Raw genomic sequence first — 18,442 nt, forward strand, 5'->3', positions numbered from 1 at the left:
CACGTGATTAACCTGTTCTATATATAATAAAACTAGCTTCATCACGCTACCATAAAAAAGAATAATTAATCGATTCAAACAGCTTTTTAAAATTCAGCATGGCTCAATATATGTTGAATGACATTAGTTGTGAAACTATTACCAATAGCGTGATGGGTTGGCGTCTTCTTCAACACTTCACTTACATAACCATCAGGCAATGATTGCAAACGTTCTAGTTCTACTGAAGTGAAAGGTCTATAAAGCTTCCTTACCTGTTCATCATTCAACGGCTCTATATAAGCTAACTTTTGTTTCTTAGTTAATGTTGCAAATTCAGAATCGGTAAATACAACGCCGCCGAGGCTTTTCTTCAGATAACGTATTAAACCATTCTTAGTGTAAGGTACATTCTTGGTTAAGATTGCATTGGACTTCTTTCTATCCACATAACCATCTTCAATAATATTTTTTAATTGAATCTTAGAATCATTTGGCTTCGTAAGATTAGGTATGTTGGTCCAGTATATACGATTTCGATTCTGACCCGTTAATAGATTAGAGTTAATATGAATTGGTTTAACACCTAATAAATCGCTGATAACTTTACGGTCATACTTTGACATGGACCCGACGTTTTCCATCAGGAAATACTTTGGATTCACTTCTTTTAATATACGTAACGCTTCAAAAAACAATCCTGACTTTTCGCCAGTTAAACCAGTTCTATCTTTCTTCATTGAGGAAAGGTCCTGACAAGGGCTACCAAATATCAGTAAATCTATTTCGGGTAATTTGGTTCCATCTACTTCACAAACGTCACCCAACTGGATTGTCCCTGGGAAATGATGTTGGGTTACTTTGATTGGGTTGTTATCTATTTCTGAAGCGAAGTAGTTATTGATTTTAATTTCTAGCTGTGTAAACGCTAGTTGAGCTACACTTATACCGTCAAATAGTGAGAGTACATTAATTCCATTGTTAATATTCATTTAGTTCTTTCTAAATAAATATTCGGGTCAAGGACGAAAGTCCTTGATCCGTATTAGGACTTTGCCCTAATTACGGATTCAACCCAGTAATGATGGGACTTACATTAAAAAATAATTTTTCCGTAGTTCATCGGGAATATGGAAAAACACTGGTACAGGACTATTTTTCCTTGTATCCTTGAAAAGTGTTACAAAAAAAGGTGTACGATTCTCCGTAACGGTGGAAGAGATGGAAAATAAGTCGAAACACTAGCAAAATGACCTCAATTTCAGCCTAACCTTTTTTTATAACGGTAATAACTTAAATTTTAGAATTATGGTACCAGTAGCAATTTTTGGAAGAACATCAACTTTAGAACAAGATTACCAACGTCAAATAGTAGATATGAAAAACATAGCTAATAAGTTTGATTATAAAGTCGTTTCAGTTATCACCGAAAAAATATCTGGAGCTAAAAAGAATGAAGAGCGTTTAGGAGTACAACAATTATTAAATGAAGCCCGCGCAGGTAAATTCCAAAAAGTATTGGTTACTGAAGTTTCACGTTTAGGACGTAATACACTTGAGACTTTAAAACTAGTTGAAGAATTACATCAATTAAACATTAGTATCTATCTACACGACTTGAATTCAGAAACATTAAATGAAAATGGAGAAATGAATATGCAAACGGAAATGATGCTACATATGTTATCATTGTTTGCTAAGAATGAGAGACGTACCACGATTGCTAGAATTCGCTCAGGCATGGCTCAGGCTCGTGAAAGAGGGGTGCATTGTGGCAGACATAAAGGAACTACAGAATCCAAAGAAAAATTCTTATCTAAATATTCAAAAGTAATAGATGGATTAAAAAAAGGATTTAGCGTTCGTGAGTGCGTAAAATTATATGATGTTAGTTTGGGTACAGTTGCAAAAATCAGAAAAATGATAGCTTTAGAGTTAAAAAATGCGGCATAAAACAAAAAAAACGAGTTTAAATTTGTTATTCTAAAAAAATCCGCCAATACTTGTACATAGATATCTATCTGGAGTGGTAAGTTCTTTCCCTCCAACTTCAAAAACCACATTTTAACATATTAAAATTAAGTTAAGAAACACTTAACCTAATTTCTCTATGCTCTTTAGTTAAACTAAAGAGGGGCTTGCTATGCCCTAAAAAGAATAATCCTCGCATTCTACTAAAAACATGAGGATATGGATGCTGGATGTTTATGGATTCTATGGATTCAGAGTTGTTGGGTATTAAACGAATAACAATTTCCCAACTCAGAGAACTTACTGGTGATAAAACCATCAGTGACGCAGAAGCTGAAGAGATTATCGACAGCCTAGTAAAGTTAAGCCTAATTGCTTACGAAATGAATAATAACAATTAAAAACAAAAAAATGAATTTAGATAGTTTTAAAAAATACATCAAAACAGACAATAAGTTAGAAAACTCTAAAACAAATAATGATATATGGTGTTACACTAGAGTTTCTTCAAAAGAACAATTCAACAATAATAGTTTAGACAACCAAAAAGAGGACATTATTGAATTTGCTAAAAAAAATGGGTATAATATTACCCATACTATGGGAGGAACTTACGAGAGTGCCTCTGGAGACTTTACTAGAAAAGAGTTCACTAAATTAATAGAAAAAATAAAGTCTGCTAAAAACAAACCATTTGGCATTGCAATAAGATTTATAGCACGATTCTCACGTACAGGCGGGAATGCAGTCGGAATAGCTAGTAATCTAATTGAAAATTTAGGAGTACATCTAATTGAAACCAGTTCAGGATTAACAACAGTAAATGAAGCAGATAGATTAATTATTTACGAAAAATTAATAGACAGTAAACGTGAAAACCTAGTTAAACTTGAACGAACTATCCCAGGTATGATAACCTTTATCAAAAAAGGTAATTGGTTAGGAAAAGCTCCTTTAGGTTATCAAATTCATGGTAGTAGAGTTACAAACGAAAAGTACTTAAAAGCTAAACAAGAAATCGTCATAACAAATGAGGGAGAGCTTTTGAAAAAAGCTTGGTTATTAAAACTTGAAGGAGAACCAGACTTTAAGATTCGTAAATATCTTGAGTCATTAGGGTTAAACATAACCAAACAAAAAATGAGTGCTATGTGGCGCAATCCTTTTTATTGTGGAGTTAGCACGCATAAATTTTTAGAAGGAACTCCTATTAAAGGTAACTGGGAACCTATAGTAAGTCGCAAAAACTTTGAAAAGATAAATAATGCTAACAATGGCAAAAGAGATGGTTACAAGGTATCTAAATACCACGAGGGGCGTCCACTTCAGTCGCATCTATATTGTGGGTCCTGCGGTTCTAAATTAAGCGGATATAAAGCAAAGAAGATTTATGATTATTATAAATGTCTGAACAAAAAATGTAAAAGCAAAGACCTAAAAGCAATGTCAGGAGTTAAGGGTAAACCAGGCGTGAATAATTTGTTTATTGATTTCTTAAAGAGATACGAGTTATCTGATAAGTTCATTAACGCTTTTAAGAAGCAAACAGAATATACTATCAATAGCTTAGAAGAAATAAATAAGAGTGACGATAAACTATTAACAAAACGTAAAAAAGAAATTAAAACAAGGATAGATAGTTTAACAGATAAGTTTCTAGATGATTTAATCACCAATGATATATATCAAAATAAAAAAGTACAATTAGAAGGTCAATTAGATGAAATAAATATTCAAATTGAGAAAGCATCAAAAAAAATATCGAACTTGAATAAAAAGATTGAAAAATGTACAGAAACCGTGAAAAACATCAGCAAATACTATAGTTCAGGGAGTTTGTCTACAAAACATAAGGTTCAAAAATTGGTGTTTCCAGAAGGATTAGTCATCGACTCGAAAAAATGGCAATATCGAACTAAAAAAGTAAACTTAGTTTTTGCTTCAATCCCAGTAATAACAAGGGATAACAGTTCTAAAACAAAAAACTCATCGTCTGATTTGGACGATGAGTCTTGTTTAGTAGCGGGAGCAGGACTATCTGAAATCCCTATACTCCTATGATATTAAAGGAATTACACCATTAATTAAAACTTAAGATACCTAAAAGTGTGCCTTTTTCCTTTTATTAAGAAATCAATACTCTCTTAACAACTCTTCTTTTTTCTTATCAAAGTCTTCTTGAGTTATTATGCCATCATCTAGTAATTTCTTCAGTTCCCTTAATTTATCTGCATTTGATTCTTTACTATTTGACTCTGCATTTTTTGACTCAATATTTATAGTCAGACTTTCTGCCTTATCTGTATGCTTTTCTACAAGTCTATAATCTAACTTTTTCTCTAAAACTGGTTCTTCAATTTCTTCCATTAAAACACTATTAAATTTAGGTCTCACTTTAAAATAGTATTCATTACCCTTTTCTACATTTACATGATATTTTGTTAATTTACCCCTTGTTCCTAATGCTACAGCATACACCCCAATTGTTAAACTATCAGAATTAAACACTTTATATTCTAAATGCCCACCACTTTTCAAAGTACAAACTTTTTCACCATTTATAATAAAATGATGCCTTGCACCTGAGCCATACATCATTTTAGGTCTATAAATATTTACTGTTGCAAAATCATTTTGACCATATGATGATGAAATAGATAAAACAATTAAAGTAATTATTAAATATAATTTTACAGTCACCTTCATCACTCTATATATTAAGATTTAAACAAATGTACTATAATACATTTCTATCAGCAAAACTATAATATTCACCTTTTACTATAATCAGATTATCAAGCAACTTAACATCTAGGTATTCAGAAGCTTTTTTAATTTTTTTACAAATTATTTTATCTGCTTCACTTGGTTTTAAATTACCATTAGGGTGATTATGCACTAATATAATACTTGAAGCTGCTGATTTTATAGCTACAGCTAATAATAATTTAATATCTACATAACAAGCTGACATTCCTCCCTTAGCTAGAGTATGAACACCTAAAACCTCACTTGCTCTATTTAACAATAAAACTTTAAACTCCTCTCGAAGTTCAATTGTGTTCATATTCCAACTAGCTATAATTACCTTATAAGCATCTTGGCTATTACTTATCCTTACTCTACTCCCTTCACCAAAATTAGGCTTATAGGTTAGTTCTATTTCAGAAATTATATTGTTCATTTGATTTATTTATTGGTTACTAAAAAGTACTACCATATTAGAGAAGAAAGTACGGAAGTATGCAAATTGTATCTATTAGATTACAATATATAATGTTCTCATCTGATGTTACTGCTATACATATAGATAGTACCTAGACTAAAATGGTTGAACTCCCAATTACCTCTAACCTAAACAATAGGATCAGAAGTTACTTTAGTTAGTTCATTATTTAATCTTTTATATTCTGAAGTATTCGTTTTAAACTGAAAAATAACAGCTTCTAATACATCTAGGTTGTATACCAATTCAAGATTATATGTAACATTATTCAGAAATAACTTTACTTCTTCTCATACATATAAATAGCTATCATAATTTGGTACTCTATTTGGGAGTATTTTTAAATCTAACTCCCAATCTTCATTGTCTTTACCTAATTCAAAAGGAAATTCTATAGTTACTCATCTTATTTAATTTTAGAAATAGGTTTATTTACTTATACTACTTCAAACCATCTTCATGGAATTGTTTATTTTTCATGCACAAACCTGTAGTATCATCATCTTTATACCTTACATGAATTATTAAGTCTTCTTCAAGTCTATAGACAATTGATTCACTCTTAACTCTAGTTATATATAATTCATTAGGGATAAACTCTTTTAAAATCTTATCCAAATATTCAAGTTGATTTCCTTGAAATTTATAGAATACCGAACAAAGTTTATCTAAATAAAAAAGTAAAAGAGGTTTCCTAAAAAATGGCAGGTTAAATAAACTACTAAAATCTTTGAGTTCTGAAATATATAAATCATATTTTACCTCAAAATGATTATTAGGACTAATAGAATAGTTAGATATAAGATTAGAATATTCACTAATATTATTATTCAATTTAAAATAGAACTTTTCTTTTATGTTATTTGCTTTCATAATCAAATTACTTACGTTTCATCTGATATAATATTATACTTACCAATACTAGAACCAATATAATCACTGAAGGATTTACACCATTTACTGAGCTAATTATAAAAAATGCTATTGTTGCTAATACAATAAAATAATTTAATAATAATCCTTTTTCTAAAGAATCCTTATAACCATAGTATAGCAACAGAAGAGCAACTATCCCTAAAATCACCCATAATAAAGTTGTAAAATAGCAGACTAACCACATTATAGATAACCCTACTATTGCTAGAATTAATTGTACTAATCCTCTTTGTTCATCTTCATTAAATTTCATGCCATTTCCTATAACTTGCCATTAATGGCATTAAACTAAACAAATATAAGCCATTTATTGACTTGTCATAAAAGTCAAGTATGGATAAATCAGAATTATTAAAACTAGTAGGGAAAAATGTAAAGAACATTAGAGTTTCTAGAGGTTATTCTCAAGTAGATTTAGTTGGCAGGATTGAAGGAAGTATTGATACAACTAACATCTCTAGAATTGAATCTGGAAGAACTAATCCAACCATTTACACACTTAACAGAATAGCTGAAGCTTTAGAAGTTCCTTTATCACAAATAACAGATATTATTCCTAAAGAAAATTAAAATTTAGCTATATAGTCTAAGCTTTAATAAAATCCCTGACACTCCTACTAATACAATAGTATTATACTAAAAACACACTCTTACAGCCTTTTTAATTCTCAATTTTTATAAGATTTGGCTATTATATAATACTGTTCAAAAAAAACAAATACTACAGTGAGGTAGTCTAAAGTATTATCTTAACACACTCTCTCAAATACTCTCTATAGATCTAGTATGAACCTCAGCAAGTAAAAAAGCACCCTATTATTGTATTTATAACAAGGTGCTCAATCTAAACTAAATTCCAACTTCTTCAAATGCAGGTGTACCAGATAATAGCTTTTGAATAGCTTCATCTTCTTTAGTACTTGTATCTACTTCTGAATACACATATCTTTCAGTTAAGGTTATTACCTCTCCTGTTTCTCTTACTGTATACTCAAATGGTTCACAAGGTTGTTTAATAATACATCCTTCCATTTCTGTACCTATAAGAGCTTTACAAGTTTCTTCATCAAATGTAGTTGCTATATAAGCTTTCTTAGCTGTTGCATAAAACTGATTAGTAGTTTTGCTTTTTACCACTTGGATTCCTCCTTGAACCTCTAAAACATAAAATGTCTTGTCATCAGTTTGTCTTTCTTTATAGTTGATAATTCTTACCATTGTCTTTGAGTTTTGAGTTGTTGAATAGCTCTACATTTAAAAATCAATCCCTGATAATAAAAACATCAACTATCACCTTGAGTTTAAATTTATCCCTGAATTTTCATTTCTAAATGTAAAGTAGCGTGGGGGAGTTTTCCTCCGCCAAAATAAGTGAGGGTTGTTTTTTGGGGGGAGTACGTGAATACTATTTTAATCTGGAAGATTTTTTTTATAAAAAATTATAGGTAAATTTGGTTAAAAGATGAGCTAATGACAATAAACAATATATCTCTACACCATTTAGATGTTAAGACAAATACTGTTACACCAATCACTATTGATGAAACATCAGAAAATCTAAACAAATACGTTGATTCTTTAATTGAAGATATACATACAAATCCAAACAAAAGATTGTATGAATTCAAGAAAGGTAATACTCAAGTAAAGAGCACACTTGTACCTATAATTAAAAATGAAGAAAATGTAGATGAGTTAATTATTGAAAATTCAAAAAGATTATTAGAAAAAGAAAAAAAATCTCAAGAACGAATAGCTAGACTGAATATTGAAATTCAAAAAGGAAGCTTACTACACTTATCTTTCTTTTCAGAAGGCACTCACAAAGTGATAATTTGTAAAGTTGAACATGATGAAGTATTAAGTGAGATTAACTTTGACTTAATACGCGGATTAAACACAAAGAAAAAGGTTTTCAAAGCTATTATGATTTATTTAGATGAGAATTTTAACATAACATATAATTATGTACATGATAAAAACTCAAGTAGATATTGGTGGGATGATTTTCTTGAACTAGAACAACTAAATACAGATGATGAAAACACAGAAAAATCTCTTAATGAACTAGATAAAGCATTAACAAAATATAAAAATAAGTTTTACACAGATTATCTATTAATTAGAAATACTCTTATTGGTTTTTATAGAAGTAATGATGTGTTAAATTATTCTGATGTAATCACTAACGTATTTGAAAATTACACACCTTTAAATTCTGACTTCCCAAAAGAAAAACTAATTACTCGTATAAAAGAGTTACCTGAATCTAAAGGGTTTGACACTCAATTTAAAATTTCAAAAAAGAAAATAACCAAGAAAATTAAGACTAAATTAAGGTTGCGAAGTAATCTTTTTTTAAGTTTAGATGATCATGTTGATAATCTAAAAAATGTTTTAAAACCTATAGAAGAAGGAGGTAATAAGTATGTTCGTATTCTTTCCTCTGAAGGATATGATAAACTGAAAGATCTAGGATTTAAAGAATAATGGATATAACAAATTTTTTAAACATATTCAAGAATAAAGATTCATTAAACATTTCTGATAATTTTGTTCTATATGAATGTAGTTTCACTTCAGATATTGCCGAAAATTTTCAAGTTTTCACTGATGAAACATATTCTACTTTCAATAAATATCTTAAAAGTAATAATTACGAATGGAGTTTTTTAATAGATGAAGCATCTTATAGTATAGGTAGTAATAATTATGAAAAAATCAATATTGATGAAGACATTAATTCTGCTAATATTACTCTTTCTATTTTCAAAAAGGGAAAAAAGGTTATTATATTTAATGAAGAACAATTTTTCAACTTTTTAAAATCTCAAACTCTAGAACAAATATTAGATATTTTTAATGAGTATAAAAATGGACTAGTATTTAAAAACTCAGATACGCTTAATGTAGATTCCACCTCTTTTATAGGATTAAATACAAAAGAACTTGATTACAAAAAACAAACTATAGAGTTGAGTACACTTTGTAATTTTAACAATTATTCTAAATACAAGTATACTCCAAATGACTTTGACTTTAAAGTATCAAAATCTAATGATTACTTACTAGATATTTTAAAACGTCTAAATTTTATTTTTAACCTTATTTATTTATTTGATTCATCTGAAATAAATGGTAATAATGTCTTATTAAAAATAACTGGACACAAAACCTTTGCATATGAATTAGATTTCTTACAATTAGATTTAAATGATGAATACTCTAAAATATTTAAATGGGTTTATTCAGAAATAAACAAAACAGAGGATAAATTAGGGTTGTCTAGAAACGTGTTAACTGTTTATTTAAAAGAAAATACTTTAAACATTGGAGAACAAGTTTTCCTCTCTATTTTATCTGCAAACAATACCTATATAAAAGAAAACATATCTAGATATATTGATGTAAGAACAAAGGCTCATAACCAAATTGAACACATAATAGAAAAAGTAAATAAATCTTTAGAGGTGTTTATTGGAAATTTTCAGAAGTCAATTTTTGTATTCATCTCATTCTACTTGACAGTCTTTGTTTTGAAAATTTATACTAAACCAGTAGTTAGTGCTATACTAAATAAAGAAACAACAATAATGGGAATTGGTCTCTTAGTAATATCTGCTCTATTCTTAATCTTTTCAAATTGGCTCACTTATTTGGATTATAAAAGGATTAATTCAAAATATAATGATACCAAAAAAAGAGCTCTAGATTTACTAGTTGAAGATGATGTTGAAAAAATTCTAGATGGAGACAGTGAATTCAAAGAAGAAAAGAAATTTCTAATAAAAAGATTGGGATTATACAATAGTATATGGGTGTTAACTTTGATAATATTTTTAGTAGTATTAGCGTACACATCTGACTATATTTAAAAAACACCCTACATAAAGTAGGGTGTCACACTCAACTCAAAAACCAATGATAGTTATTACCATCATTAATTGCCTTAGCTAAGCCTTGAGTAAATTCAAAAGCATTAGCATTTCTATCTAGGAAAGTATCAATGTAGGAACTCTTGTTAGCCCCTGTGAATAGGTTATATACATTCCATAAATTGATATTTCCACTCTCATCTCTACAAAAGCTCTTATCTTGATAAAAATCTTTAGCTACTGTAGAAATTTGCCCATCATTAAGCATTAGATATGGTATTTGAGTCTTTTCTTCTTTTGGTAAGTAATGATATAATCTAGCCTTACCTATAAGTTGTGCAAATTGTTGTTCAGTTAAAACAGATTGAGACAATTCCCTCATTACTGCTAGATGCTTAATAGCATTGTAGCTCTGAAGAACTTCTGTAACTTTTACTGCTAGTTCATTAGTATTACTTACTCTTAAATCATCTACAAATCCATCACTAGAAACACATAAATTACAGCACACCATATTCTGGAAACCTATAAATAATTTAAACTTCTCATAAGACTTCCTATTATATAAGTTCTCCTGATTATATGCTCTTACTCCTCCTATAGTTAAAGCTACATCATTACCATTTATATTTTCAATGATACTTGGAACCCTTATAATAAAAGCCATTCTCTCATAGTAAATAGTCTTTTCATGATCTAGTAGTTCCTTTACATTCTTATGAATAGCAGAAGGAATCCTACCTTTAATTTGGTGAGATATCCTCATTTCTGGAGCAGATATAATATGATGAGGAAATACCTTTTTTACACAGTCTAGAACTACTTCAATGAACTCTTGATGTGCAATTGTCTTTTCATTGTCCTTACTAAAAACAGGTATTATACAATCATTCCGTAAATGTTCTAATGTTACTTCTTTTGTATTAGCTTCAATAAATGGTTTTATCTCATAAGAAGGTATTATATTATTCATTATAGTTTCTACTTCTAGAGGTTTATTTACTGGCTGTAATTGTAAGGTCTGTTTAGGCTGTATGATTTGTAGTTCCATTTGTACTAAATGCTTTAGGGTTTAACAATACTTCTTTAGAGTTTATAGTGTCTTTCTGGAGCTTGAAATCATACTCTAACAACTCTCTCCAATTACTATATTGAGTGTATAGCTTCCTCAGTTCTTCTATATCTTTACAAGCTTTTATTTTCTCTCTAGCCTCCTGTAAATTAGTTCCAGAATTACACCATTCAAGTATCTTTCTTCCAGTAGCACTATTTATAATGAACTCTGGTTTCCCTGAAAATATGTTAGTTCTGTCTTTGGATGCTACAGCAAAATGCTTCATATCCAAGTCAAACACAATAGTAAATTCATAATCTACACCATCACGTTGTACTGCCTTAAGTGATACTTTCTCTGGTATGTACTTTCCATTCTTTTGATTAAGTACATAGTCCTGCTTTGTCCTCATAGTAGCTATGATGTGTGCATCTGACTGAAGTATCTTATTTACAAACTCTTTTTGTCTAGGAGTAACTTTGTTCCAATTGGTAAAACTATTACCAGGTAACTTAGAATGAAAATCTAATAGTTCATCCCAACAATGAGAGATACTGTCTAATATTATTACTTCCATTCCTGCCTTTTCACATACCTCAATAGCTTGCACATATTTTTCTGGTGTAAAAGGCGGTTGTAATGTTAGTACATTATACTCTCCTAAGTGAGCATATAAATCTGCACTACCATTCTCTGTATCTATGATAGCTACCTTTGATAAGTTCTTATTAGTTAAACCTTGTGCTAGTAATAAGCTTGAATAAGTCTTACCACTTCCTGCACTTCCTTGAAGAGCTAATTTAATTTTAGCTTTCTTCCTTTCTGATGTTCTTAATTGCATAATTTTTATATTTAAATTGATTTAGTTTTTGTATAAATTACATTTATACTCTTAGGGTTGATTCTCATTACCTGTCGACAAGTAGGTTTTTTCAACAAAAACAGTTGATAAATTACTCTCTTTTATTTCAATTTGTTTATCTATAAACCCTAGATTTGTGCTATAACCTTTTTTAATTACTCACTAATGACCAATAGTATTAATACTGAAAATGGTGTTATAAACACTCTAAAGACGGAATGCCTAATAGACCTACACGAGTTACTATCTAAAAACACTCATTTACTTGAGAAGATGGACCCTGTAGAACCTAGAGGAATAAAGAATATTGGGATGTTAGAAAGTGCTATAGGAAGACAAACTACAGGTTTTGGAGATTTTTATAAATACTCAAATTGTTTTTCTAACTGTGCAACATTGACTTATGGAATCATAAAAAACCACTCCTTTCATAACGGAAACAAAAGGGCAGGATTATTATGTCTAATAAAACATTTATATGTTAATGGCTATGTTCTTTCTCCTAAGTTAAACTCAAATGAACTTTATGAGTTTTTGGTATCTATAGCTGATTCTAAAGTAGAACAATTTAGCTTGAAATATAAAAAGAAGTATAATTTTATTAGACCTAAAAAAGAGAGAAAGTCAAAAGAAAAATGGGACTCAGATACAGTAGTATCATATATGGCTTTTTGGATAAAAAGGAATTCAAAACCTAAACAAACTACCTTAAAAGGTGAAATTAAAATCTCCGAATTAAAAAAACTACTAAATAGCAAAAACATAAAGCTTGAGCAAAAAGGCGATAAGCTAGAAATTTATAAGGAAAAAGAAAAGTCTGTTTTAGGTTTTACTTACTCTTTAAAAAAAGTAAACAAGAGAAGATATAATTTAAAAGGTAATTTAGTAAGTGTAAATTTAGTTACTTTAGGAAAAATAAGAAGAGAATTTCAACTAACAAAAGCTGATGGAATTGACCACACATTTTTTTACACAGAGGAAGCATTGTTAGATTCAGAAATTAAAACTTATAAAGAGTTAATTTATAGACTATCTAAGACTTAATTACAATAAAAATTTGTGACATATTTCTAGATTTAGCTCAATAGTACCTAATTCTAATTTAAAGACACCTCCATCCTTAATTTACTTGATTTTATCATAAAAAAAGTAGTAGCTTTTTGAAAGGGAAGGAGTATTCTCAAAGAGGAAGAAAACTTTTGTGCCATTCGCGAAATCAAAACATTTGAATTTAGGTTCTAAAACAAGTAATTCAAAACTTCTGATTAAAATAGGTTTGATAAAATCTGAGGTTCAGACTAGAACAATAGTATAGCTTCAAAGAAATAATCAATATTCATCTTTTGTAAATCTAGCACTTCAGCTACAAACAAAATATACCCATATATTATTTACCTTAGGGGGATAGTAGAACTTTTAGACAATAGATTTAACTTCCTTGCGTACACTTTTGTGGAGAGTATATATAGTGAAATACAAAAGTGTACGCAAGAATTAGTTTTAGCTCTAATTTAATTCTGAATTAATAATGTTGTTATATTCTTCTAGGCTTCCATAATTCTGAATAGCCCAACTTTCTATTTTTTCAATTGGATAGTAGTGTTTCTCTGGAGATACTAAATCTAAACTATTAGCTTTATTTGGTATTAAATTTATACCATTAACCTTCTTAACCCTTTTTCTCTTTTCTAAACCTCCAATTTCAATACTAGACACACTAGAATCTAATATTAAAAAATCTTCAATTAAAATTTTATAAAATGATGTTATTTTAGAGCTAACAGATTTACCCCTAGCAATCCTATCACTAAACTCAAAAACATCATTAGCTATTAATTCATCAGACTCTCTTAACAAAGAAATTATTTCTAGTAACATAGAATATTCAGTAGTACTTAAAAAGCCTTCAAGAGGAGTTAAAGGCACATAGAAATACTCTTTCCTCCTAAAGTTGTAATGTGATATAGAAGATATGATTTTCTCCCTAAAATAGCCTAATAATTGATATGCTTTAATACGTTTTTTATCTATATCACTAAAATCAACCTCATCTATATTTATGTCTTTAGCATGAGCAATACATTCTAAAAAGTACCCCCCTCTGGTATATTCACCTATGTTGTTTAAATATTCATTGACCATCTGAGAAGGATCTGTAATCTCCTTTACTATTTTAGAATGAACAAACCTTAAAATGTTTCTTTCTATAACTTTAGAAGCATTCCTTTTAATTTGTTTAAAAGAACCATCCTCTTCATTATAATAACCAATAGTATAGTTGTTAAATAACTGATTCTTAAAATCTAAATAAGCTCTTCTATGATTTGACCACTCTAATACAGCATCATTATATTGAACCCCTAAGTATAACTCAAAGAATTTATGTAAAGATTCCTGTTCTTTACCTTCAATAATATACACTATAGGCTTATTGGTAATACCTTTAAGTTTACAATTAATAAATTGATTTGTAAATGCTGCATAAGTAGTATATGCTGAAATATCCTCTCCCAAATAAGGATATACATTTGCTAAATACTCTTCTCCTTTTTCTAGCTTGAATATCTTATAAGTTGGATATTTTAAACTAACAAACTCACCCCTATCTTGTTCACTTAAATATTCTATCTCTTCCAATACATTTCTTTTCAATTCCTTCTCATAAAAATTCCTAATCAAAATATCTTGTGAACTAAGAGGTAAGTACTCTACAAGTTTATCTACTGTTTTATAACTTTGATATTTCTTATAATTCTTTTCAAATGATTCTTTCTGTATATCAGACATAGTAGAAGCATTTAAAGATGTAAAATCAAACTTATCTGGGTTTGGAAGAATTATGTGTATTTCCCCTTTAACTCTTTGCCTTGCTAAGGCTTGTATAACAGAATTAATTCCTCCTGAAAAAATCCCTGACTTATTTTTAAACCATAGTCTTGTACCTCTAGGAGGCATAATAATTATAAAAGCATGATTCTCTTTTTTTATACTTACTCCAGTCTTGAAATTTGTACCTATATTACATTTAGAGTTATCATATCTATTTTGAGGCTCACTATTTTCAGTCCTTTGATTAGATACTAGTTCAGAAGTACAATTATTAATTTCACCATACTTTTCAAGTAGCAATCTTCTAATTTCACCATCCTTAGATTTAATTAAATCACTAGCTAAAGTTTTAGAGTAACATAAGATATCTATTTCTTTCCCCTTATTTATTAAATTACTAACTACCCTAACTATGTGATCATTATTATACTTATACTGTTGAGCTGAATTAAAGTGCAAATAAAGGTCACTTTGTTTCTCTTCATTTACTATCCTTTTAGATTCAATTATTTTAATTCTCTTATCTGTTAACTCAGCTAAGTATTCTATAACAACTTTTGAAGCTTCATTATAGCTTGCACTTAGTATAAAATTCTTTAGAATAACATCTCTCCATTTCCACAAATTAAAAATGTACTCTTCTTTAAAATTATGATATGAATCATGAATTTCATCATATACAAAGACAACTTTTTTATCTTGTTGTTTACAATGATTTATTAAATCATTTATGTATTGTCTCTTAGCATTGGAATTTTTAAATGCATCTTCCCCAGGATTCCCTAATAAAGTATTTACAGTAACTACTTGTACAGCTTTATTTAGGTATGATATTTCTGGTCTTCTACCTAAATCACCATAATTATATATTTGTTCTTCAGGAACTCCTGCATCTCGTATATCATTACAATATTGAGTTACCAAACTAACAAAAGGTGAGGCTACAACTATCAAATAATCATCTTCAGCCTCATAATATCTTTTTATAGTTTGAATGATTGCATAAGATTTTCCTTGACCTACTGCTGCATTAATAACTACTGTATTCTTATAATCTAGTTGAAGTAGCGGTTGAATTACTGTATGGATATATCCATTTTCATCAGGTGAAACAATATGTTTACTCCTATAATTCTCTACTTCTAATTGAGGGTAATCTTCTGGGTTTATTTCTTTAAACTCTATTGGGTAATCTTGAAAATGAATGTTTGGTAGCTCCATAGACATTTCTTTACTTTACTCTCTTAAAAGACCTTCCTTAAACTTTAACTTTTTTATTTTATTTCCTTGGTTATCCTTAATGATGGTAATTCCGTTTCTTAATCCATCTTTAATTTTAATTTCATGAATATGATTATTCTCTAAATCCATAAATTTAAACATCCCTGAATATGGTTCACTTGAGTTTAAAGTATAATATTTCTCTGAATATATTTCACCCTCTATATACTCAACTTCTTTCCTCAAATTTGAGTCATAAAAATTAAACACCCATTTACTTTCTCTAATATTCTTTTTCAATACTCCAGACTCTATTTTTCTATTCATTTTGTCTTTTTTTACATAATAGCCATCTGTATAAGTGGTACCTTTTTTTAAAGACTTATTAAATAATTTATCTGAAAAATCCTTATCAAAATCATCATTATTACCATAATAATTATATGTTTTACTTATTACATAGTTATCTTGATATTCTATTTTTTTGATTTTCTTGTAAAGTGAGTAATTAGAATCAACCTCAAACTCTTCTATCAAATTATCATTATCAAAGTAACGTAGCTTTTTTAAAGAACCTTTGGAGTATTTTTTAATTAAATTAACCTTCCCATCTAAAAAAGCCTTAGAATCTCCATCTAATTTGTTATTGTAATATTCCTCTTCTAAAAATTTTGTAGATATATCATCATCAAAGTAATAAGTAAAACTTCCTTCTTTATAACCATATGAATAGTGTCCCTTAACTACATATATGTAGTCTTTTATTTTTTTTCTACTAGTCCATTCTCCATTCATTTTCCCTCCTTTAAAAGAACCAGTCTTTTTTACAAACCCTGTGGAATCCTTCTCTAAATACTTTCCTTCTAAAAATCCTTGATTGTAATTCTCTTCAACATATACTTTCTTATACTTTAATTCGTAACATTTTTCTTCATCTTTATCCTCACAATCATATTCTATTCTATCAATAGTAGAATACCTAATAGATTTACCATGTAACACATCATTCATATAGTTTTCTTCTAAATATAACTCTCCAGAATATTTTAATGGTTTACTAGTTAACTTATCTACATAATTAGCATAATAATGTCTCCATTTACCATCCTTATCCCCATTTATAAAACTACCAGTTTTTATTAAATTATTATTTAATCCAAAATACTCCCATTTCCCATTTTCCTTTCCGTTAAAGTATTGACCTTTTGTTTCTAATTTAAGATTACTATTAGTTGTATCTGTTCTAATTACACCACCTACTAACATTTTTAAATAATCTCGATAAATTAAATACTTTCCATTTAGCTTATCATTTTTATATGTACCAAAAATTAAACTATCTCCTCTTACAGTTTGAAAATTACCATCTAATATATCTCCTTTATAATTTTTACTGATAATTACAGTTTCTTTTTTATCTTTATCTAAACTATAATAATTCCATTTCCCCTCTCTTTTATCTTTTATATATCTCCCCCTAAGTATTACAGAAAGAATTCCTTCTTTATTATATATATATTCTTCATAATCACCTTCTAAATCATCATTAAGAAATTGTTTAGTAAATTTTTTCTGATTATTCTCATATCTTGTTAATTTACCATTTAGTTTTCCTTGCTTAAGATAGTATTCAACTTCTAAATCTCCATTTTCATAATACTGTTTAAAAAGACCATTACCCTTATCATTTATATAATGAGCTTCTTCTTTAGTATTTCCATTGTCATAATAAAATTTAAAAGCTCCATTTCTATTTCCATTTTGGTAAGCTCCTGTCATTTTAAGATTACCACTCTCATAAAAGTTTTTATAGTCACCATTTAACTCACCATTTTTAAGATCATATATTGCTTTAATTTTATTAGTTCCTTTCCAATAAATAGTTTTAATTCCATTGTCTGGGTCATAAATACCAGATTTTTTAATTAACATAAAGCTATATGATGTAAAACTTCTATCATAAATATCATTATCCTTTCTTTTACTAGTTGTCACTTCTATTCTAAACTTTGAGTTTTCATAAGTAGAAATGATTTTATCATTTTCTATTTTATCATCTTTTAACTTATACCCATAAGAAGACAAACTTTTCTTAATCTTATTATATGAATTGATGTTAAACACATTATAACTTACTTTATTCGGTTCTCCTTCATAAGTATATAAATAAAACCATCCTGTAGCTTTGTCATCATAACTTGATTTCTCATAAGCCCAAGTTATAGTGTTATACTTATAAGTATCTCCCTTTTCAGAATCATAATATTCCCATCCTTTATTCATCAAATATTGATTTACAAGTTCAGAGCTTTTTTTATTACAAACTATTTGCAAATCATTTAATGTAATATTCTGAGCATTCGTAATAAAAACAAAAAATAAAACAACAACACGCATTATATATTTCATAAAATCGTAAAATTTAACTTTAAAACAAATATAATCATATGAAATAAGATTATTGATCACCTTATTTGGGTATATATTTT

The 18,442-nt window shown here is 28.6% G+C and carries 17 protein-coding genes; 6 read left to right on the top strand and 11 right to left on the bottom strand.

Features of this window, described 5'->3' with window-relative positions:
* Positions 1 to 86: 86 nt before the first annotated feature.
* The gene (locus ACFQ1O_RS09680; protein ID WP_377715820.1) at positions 87 to 971 is read right to left on the bottom strand and encodes a DNA cytosine methyltransferase; all 885 of its coding nucleotides are present in this window, start codon (positions 969 to 971) and stop codon (positions 87 to 89) included.
* Positions 972 to 1,287: 316 nt separating this feature from the next.
* On the opposite strand from ACFQ1O_RS09680, the gene ACFQ1O_RS09685 reads away from it, so the two are divergent.
* Complete coding sequence (locus tag ACFQ1O_RS09685) at positions 1,288 to 1,932, top strand: recombinase family protein (protein WP_377715821.1); 645 nt, start codon at positions 1,288 to 1,290, stop codon at positions 1,930 to 1,932.
* A 130-nt stretch (positions 1,933 to 2,062) separates the two neighbouring features.
* On the opposite strand, the gene ACFQ1O_RS09690 is transcribed toward ACFQ1O_RS09685, so the two are convergent.
* Positions 2,063 to 2,269 (bottom strand): hypothetical protein, encoded by a 207-nt coding sequence (locus tag ACFQ1O_RS09690; protein WP_377715822.1) that lies wholly within the window; start codon positions 2,267 to 2,269, stop codon positions 2,063 to 2,065.
* A 92-nt stretch (positions 2,270 to 2,361) separates the two neighbouring features.
* Between ACFQ1O_RS09690 and ACFQ1O_RS09695 the strand changes: the two genes are divergently transcribed.
* Positions 2,362 to 4,011: a recombinase family protein gene (locus ACFQ1O_RS09695; protein WP_377715823.1), complete on the top strand. Its 1,650-nt coding sequence runs from the start codon at positions 2,362 to 2,364 to the stop codon at positions 4,009 to 4,011.
* A 72-nt stretch (positions 4,012 to 4,083) separates the two neighbouring features.
* On the opposite strand, the gene ACFQ1O_RS09700 is transcribed toward ACFQ1O_RS09695, so the two are convergent.
* From ACFQ1O_RS09700 to ACFQ1O_RS09715, 4 genes are all read right to left on the bottom strand, one after another.
* Positions 4,084 to 4,650, bottom strand: coding sequence for an SHOCT domain-containing protein (locus tag ACFQ1O_RS09700; protein ID WP_377715824.1), 567 nt, complete (start codon positions 4,648 to 4,650; stop codon positions 4,084 to 4,086).
* A gap of 37 nt (positions 4,651 to 4,687) precedes the next feature.
* The gene (locus ACFQ1O_RS09705) at positions 4,688 to 5,134 is read right to left on the bottom strand and encodes a JAB domain-containing protein (protein ID WP_377715825.1); all 447 of its coding nucleotides are present in this window, start codon (positions 5,132 to 5,134) and stop codon (positions 4,688 to 4,690) included.
* 483 nt (positions 5,135 to 5,617) lie between these two features.
* Positions 5,618 to 6,049 carry a hypothetical protein gene (locus tag ACFQ1O_RS09710; protein ID WP_377715826.1) on the bottom strand — a complete coding sequence of 144 codons (432 nt, stop codon included), beginning with the start codon at positions 6,047 to 6,049 and terminating at the stop codon, positions 5,618 to 5,620.
* 7 nt (positions 6,050 to 6,056) lie between these two features.
* Positions 6,057 to 6,365 carry a hypothetical protein gene (locus ACFQ1O_RS09715; RefSeq protein WP_377715827.1) on the bottom strand — a complete coding sequence of 103 codons (309 nt, stop codon included), beginning with the start codon at positions 6,363 to 6,365 and terminating at the stop codon, positions 6,057 to 6,059.
* Between the two features lie 80 nt (positions 6,366 to 6,445).
* On the opposite strand from ACFQ1O_RS09715, the gene ACFQ1O_RS09720 reads away from it, so the two are divergent.
* Positions 6,446 to 6,682: a helix-turn-helix domain-containing protein gene (locus tag ACFQ1O_RS09720; RefSeq protein WP_377715828.1), complete on the top strand. Its 237-nt coding sequence runs from the start codon at positions 6,446 to 6,448 to the stop codon at positions 6,680 to 6,682.
* Between the two features lie 279 nt (positions 6,683 to 6,961).
* Here the strand turns inward: ACFQ1O_RS09720 and ACFQ1O_RS09725 are convergent, their stop codons facing one another.
* Complete coding sequence (locus tag ACFQ1O_RS09725; protein WP_377715829.1) at positions 6,962 to 7,330, bottom strand: hypothetical protein; 369 nt, start codon at positions 7,328 to 7,330, stop codon at positions 6,962 to 6,964.
* Positions 7,331 to 7,582: 252 nt separating this feature from the next.
* On the opposite strand from ACFQ1O_RS09725, the gene ACFQ1O_RS09730 reads away from it, so the two are divergent.
* A complete protein-coding gene (locus ACFQ1O_RS09730) occupies positions 7,583 to 8,602 on the top strand; it encodes a hypothetical protein (protein WP_377715830.1) in 1,020 nt (339 codons plus the stop codon).
* The gene (locus ACFQ1O_RS09735) at positions 8,602 to 9,987 is read left to right on the top strand and encodes a hypothetical protein (protein ID WP_377715831.1); all 1,386 of its coding nucleotides are present in this window, start codon (positions 8,602 to 8,604) and stop codon (positions 9,985 to 9,987) included. The genes ACFQ1O_RS09730 and ACFQ1O_RS09735 overlap by 1 nt, the downstream gene beginning before the upstream one ends.
* A gap of 31 nt (positions 9,988 to 10,018) precedes the next feature.
* On the opposite strand, the gene ACFQ1O_RS09740 is transcribed toward ACFQ1O_RS09735, so the two are convergent.
* Both ACFQ1O_RS09740 and ACFQ1O_RS09745 read right to left on the bottom strand, forming a co-directional pair.
* Complete coding sequence (locus ACFQ1O_RS09740; RefSeq protein WP_377715832.1) at positions 10,019 to 11,038, bottom strand: DUF3871 family protein; 1,020 nt, start codon at positions 11,036 to 11,038, stop codon at positions 10,019 to 10,021.
* Positions 11,013 to 11,882, bottom strand: coding sequence for an AAA family ATPase (locus ACFQ1O_RS09745; RefSeq protein ID WP_377715833.1), 870 nt, complete (start codon positions 11,880 to 11,882; stop codon positions 11,013 to 11,015). Before ACFQ1O_RS09745 ends, ACFQ1O_RS09740 begins: the two co-directional genes overlap by 26 nt.
* Positions 11,883 to 12,068: 186 nt before the next feature.
* Between ACFQ1O_RS09745 and ACFQ1O_RS09750 the strand changes: the two genes are divergently transcribed.
* Positions 12,069 to 12,947, top strand: a complete 879-nt coding sequence (locus tag ACFQ1O_RS09750; protein ID WP_377715834.1) for a type II toxin-antitoxin system death-on-curing family toxin — start codon at positions 12,069 to 12,071, stop codon at positions 12,945 to 12,947.
* A 462-nt stretch (positions 12,948 to 13,409) separates the two neighbouring features.
* Here ACFQ1O_RS09750 and ACFQ1O_RS09755 read toward each other — a convergent pair whose 3' ends face one another.
* Both ACFQ1O_RS09755 and ACFQ1O_RS09760 read right to left on the bottom strand, forming a co-directional pair.
* Positions 13,410 to 15,953, bottom strand: a complete 2,544-nt coding sequence (locus ACFQ1O_RS09755; RefSeq protein ID WP_377715835.1) for a DEAD/DEAH box helicase family protein — start codon at positions 15,951 to 15,953, stop codon at positions 13,410 to 13,412.
* Between the two features lie 15 nt (positions 15,954 to 15,968).
* On the bottom strand, positions 15,969 to 18,362 hold the full coding sequence (locus ACFQ1O_RS09760) for a toxin-antitoxin system YwqK family antitoxin (protein WP_377715836.1): 2,394 nt from the start codon (positions 18,360 to 18,362) through the stop codon (positions 15,969 to 15,971).
* Positions 18,363 to 18,442 lie beyond the last annotated feature (80 nt).

The sequence above is a fragment of the Pseudofulvibacter geojedonensis genome (assembly GCF_042675745.1).
Lineage (GTDB): Bacteria > Bacteroidota > Bacteroidia > Flavobacteriales > Flavobacteriaceae > Pseudofulvibacter > Pseudofulvibacter geojedonensis.

Excerpts from the sequence above, each read along its gene's own strand:
- ACFQ1O_RS09760 (WP_377715836.1), bottom strand. The coding sequence starts at position 18,362 with ATGAAATATATAATGCGTGTTGTTGTTTTATTTTTTGTTTTTATTACG.
- ACFQ1O_RS09720 (WP_377715828.1), top strand. The coding sequence starts at position 6,446 with ATGGATAAATCAGAATTATTAAAACTAGTAGGGAAAAATGTAAAGAAC.
- ACFQ1O_RS09705 (WP_377715825.1), bottom strand. The coding sequence starts at position 5,134 with ATGAACAATATAATTTCTGAAATAGAACTAACCTATAAGCCTAATTTT.
- ACFQ1O_RS09695 (WP_377715823.1), top strand. The coding sequence starts at position 2,362 with ATGAATTTAGATAGTTTTAAAAAATACATCAAAACAGACAATAAGTTA.
- ACFQ1O_RS09740 (WP_377715832.1), bottom strand. The coding sequence starts at position 11,038 with ATGGAACTACAAATCATACAGCCTAAACAGACCTTACAATTACAGCCA.
- ACFQ1O_RS09730 (WP_377715830.1), top strand. The coding sequence starts at position 7,583 with ATGACAATAAACAATATATCTCTACACCATTTAGATGTTAAGACAAAT.
- ACFQ1O_RS09750 (WP_377715834.1), top strand. The coding sequence starts at position 12,069 with ATGACCAATAGTATTAATACTGAAAATGGTGTTATAAACACTCTAAAG.
- ACFQ1O_RS09735 (WP_377715831.1), top strand. The coding sequence starts at position 8,602 with ATGGATATAACAAATTTTTTAAACATATTCAAGAATAAAGATTCATTA.
- ACFQ1O_RS09710 (WP_377715826.1), bottom strand. The coding sequence starts at position 6,049 with ATGAAAGCAAATAACATAAAAGAAAAGTTCTATTTTAAATTGAATAAT.
- ACFQ1O_RS09690 (WP_377715822.1), bottom strand. The coding sequence starts at position 2,269 with ATGGTTTTATCACCAGTAAGTTCTCTGAGTTGGGAAATTGTTATTCGT.
- ACFQ1O_RS09680 (WP_377715820.1), bottom strand. The coding sequence starts at position 971 with ATGAATATTAACAATGGAATTAATGTACTCTCACTATTTGACGGTATA.
- ACFQ1O_RS09685 (WP_377715821.1), top strand. The coding sequence starts at position 1,288 with ATGGTACCAGTAGCAATTTTTGGAAGAACATCAACTTTAGAACAAGAT.
- ACFQ1O_RS09725 (WP_377715829.1), bottom strand. The coding sequence starts at position 7,330 with ATGGTAAGAATTATCAACTATAAAGAAAGACAAACTGATGACAAGACA.
- ACFQ1O_RS09755 (WP_377715835.1), bottom strand. The coding sequence starts at position 15,953 with ATGGAGCTACCAAACATTCATTTTCAAGATTACCCAATAGAGTTTAAA.
- ACFQ1O_RS09715 (WP_377715827.1), bottom strand. The coding sequence starts at position 6,365 with ATGAAATTTAATGAAGATGAACAAAGAGGATTAGTACAATTAATTCTA.
- ACFQ1O_RS09745 (WP_377715833.1), bottom strand. The coding sequence starts at position 11,882 with ATGCAATTAAGAACATCAGAAAGGAAGAAAGCTAAAATTAAATTAGCT.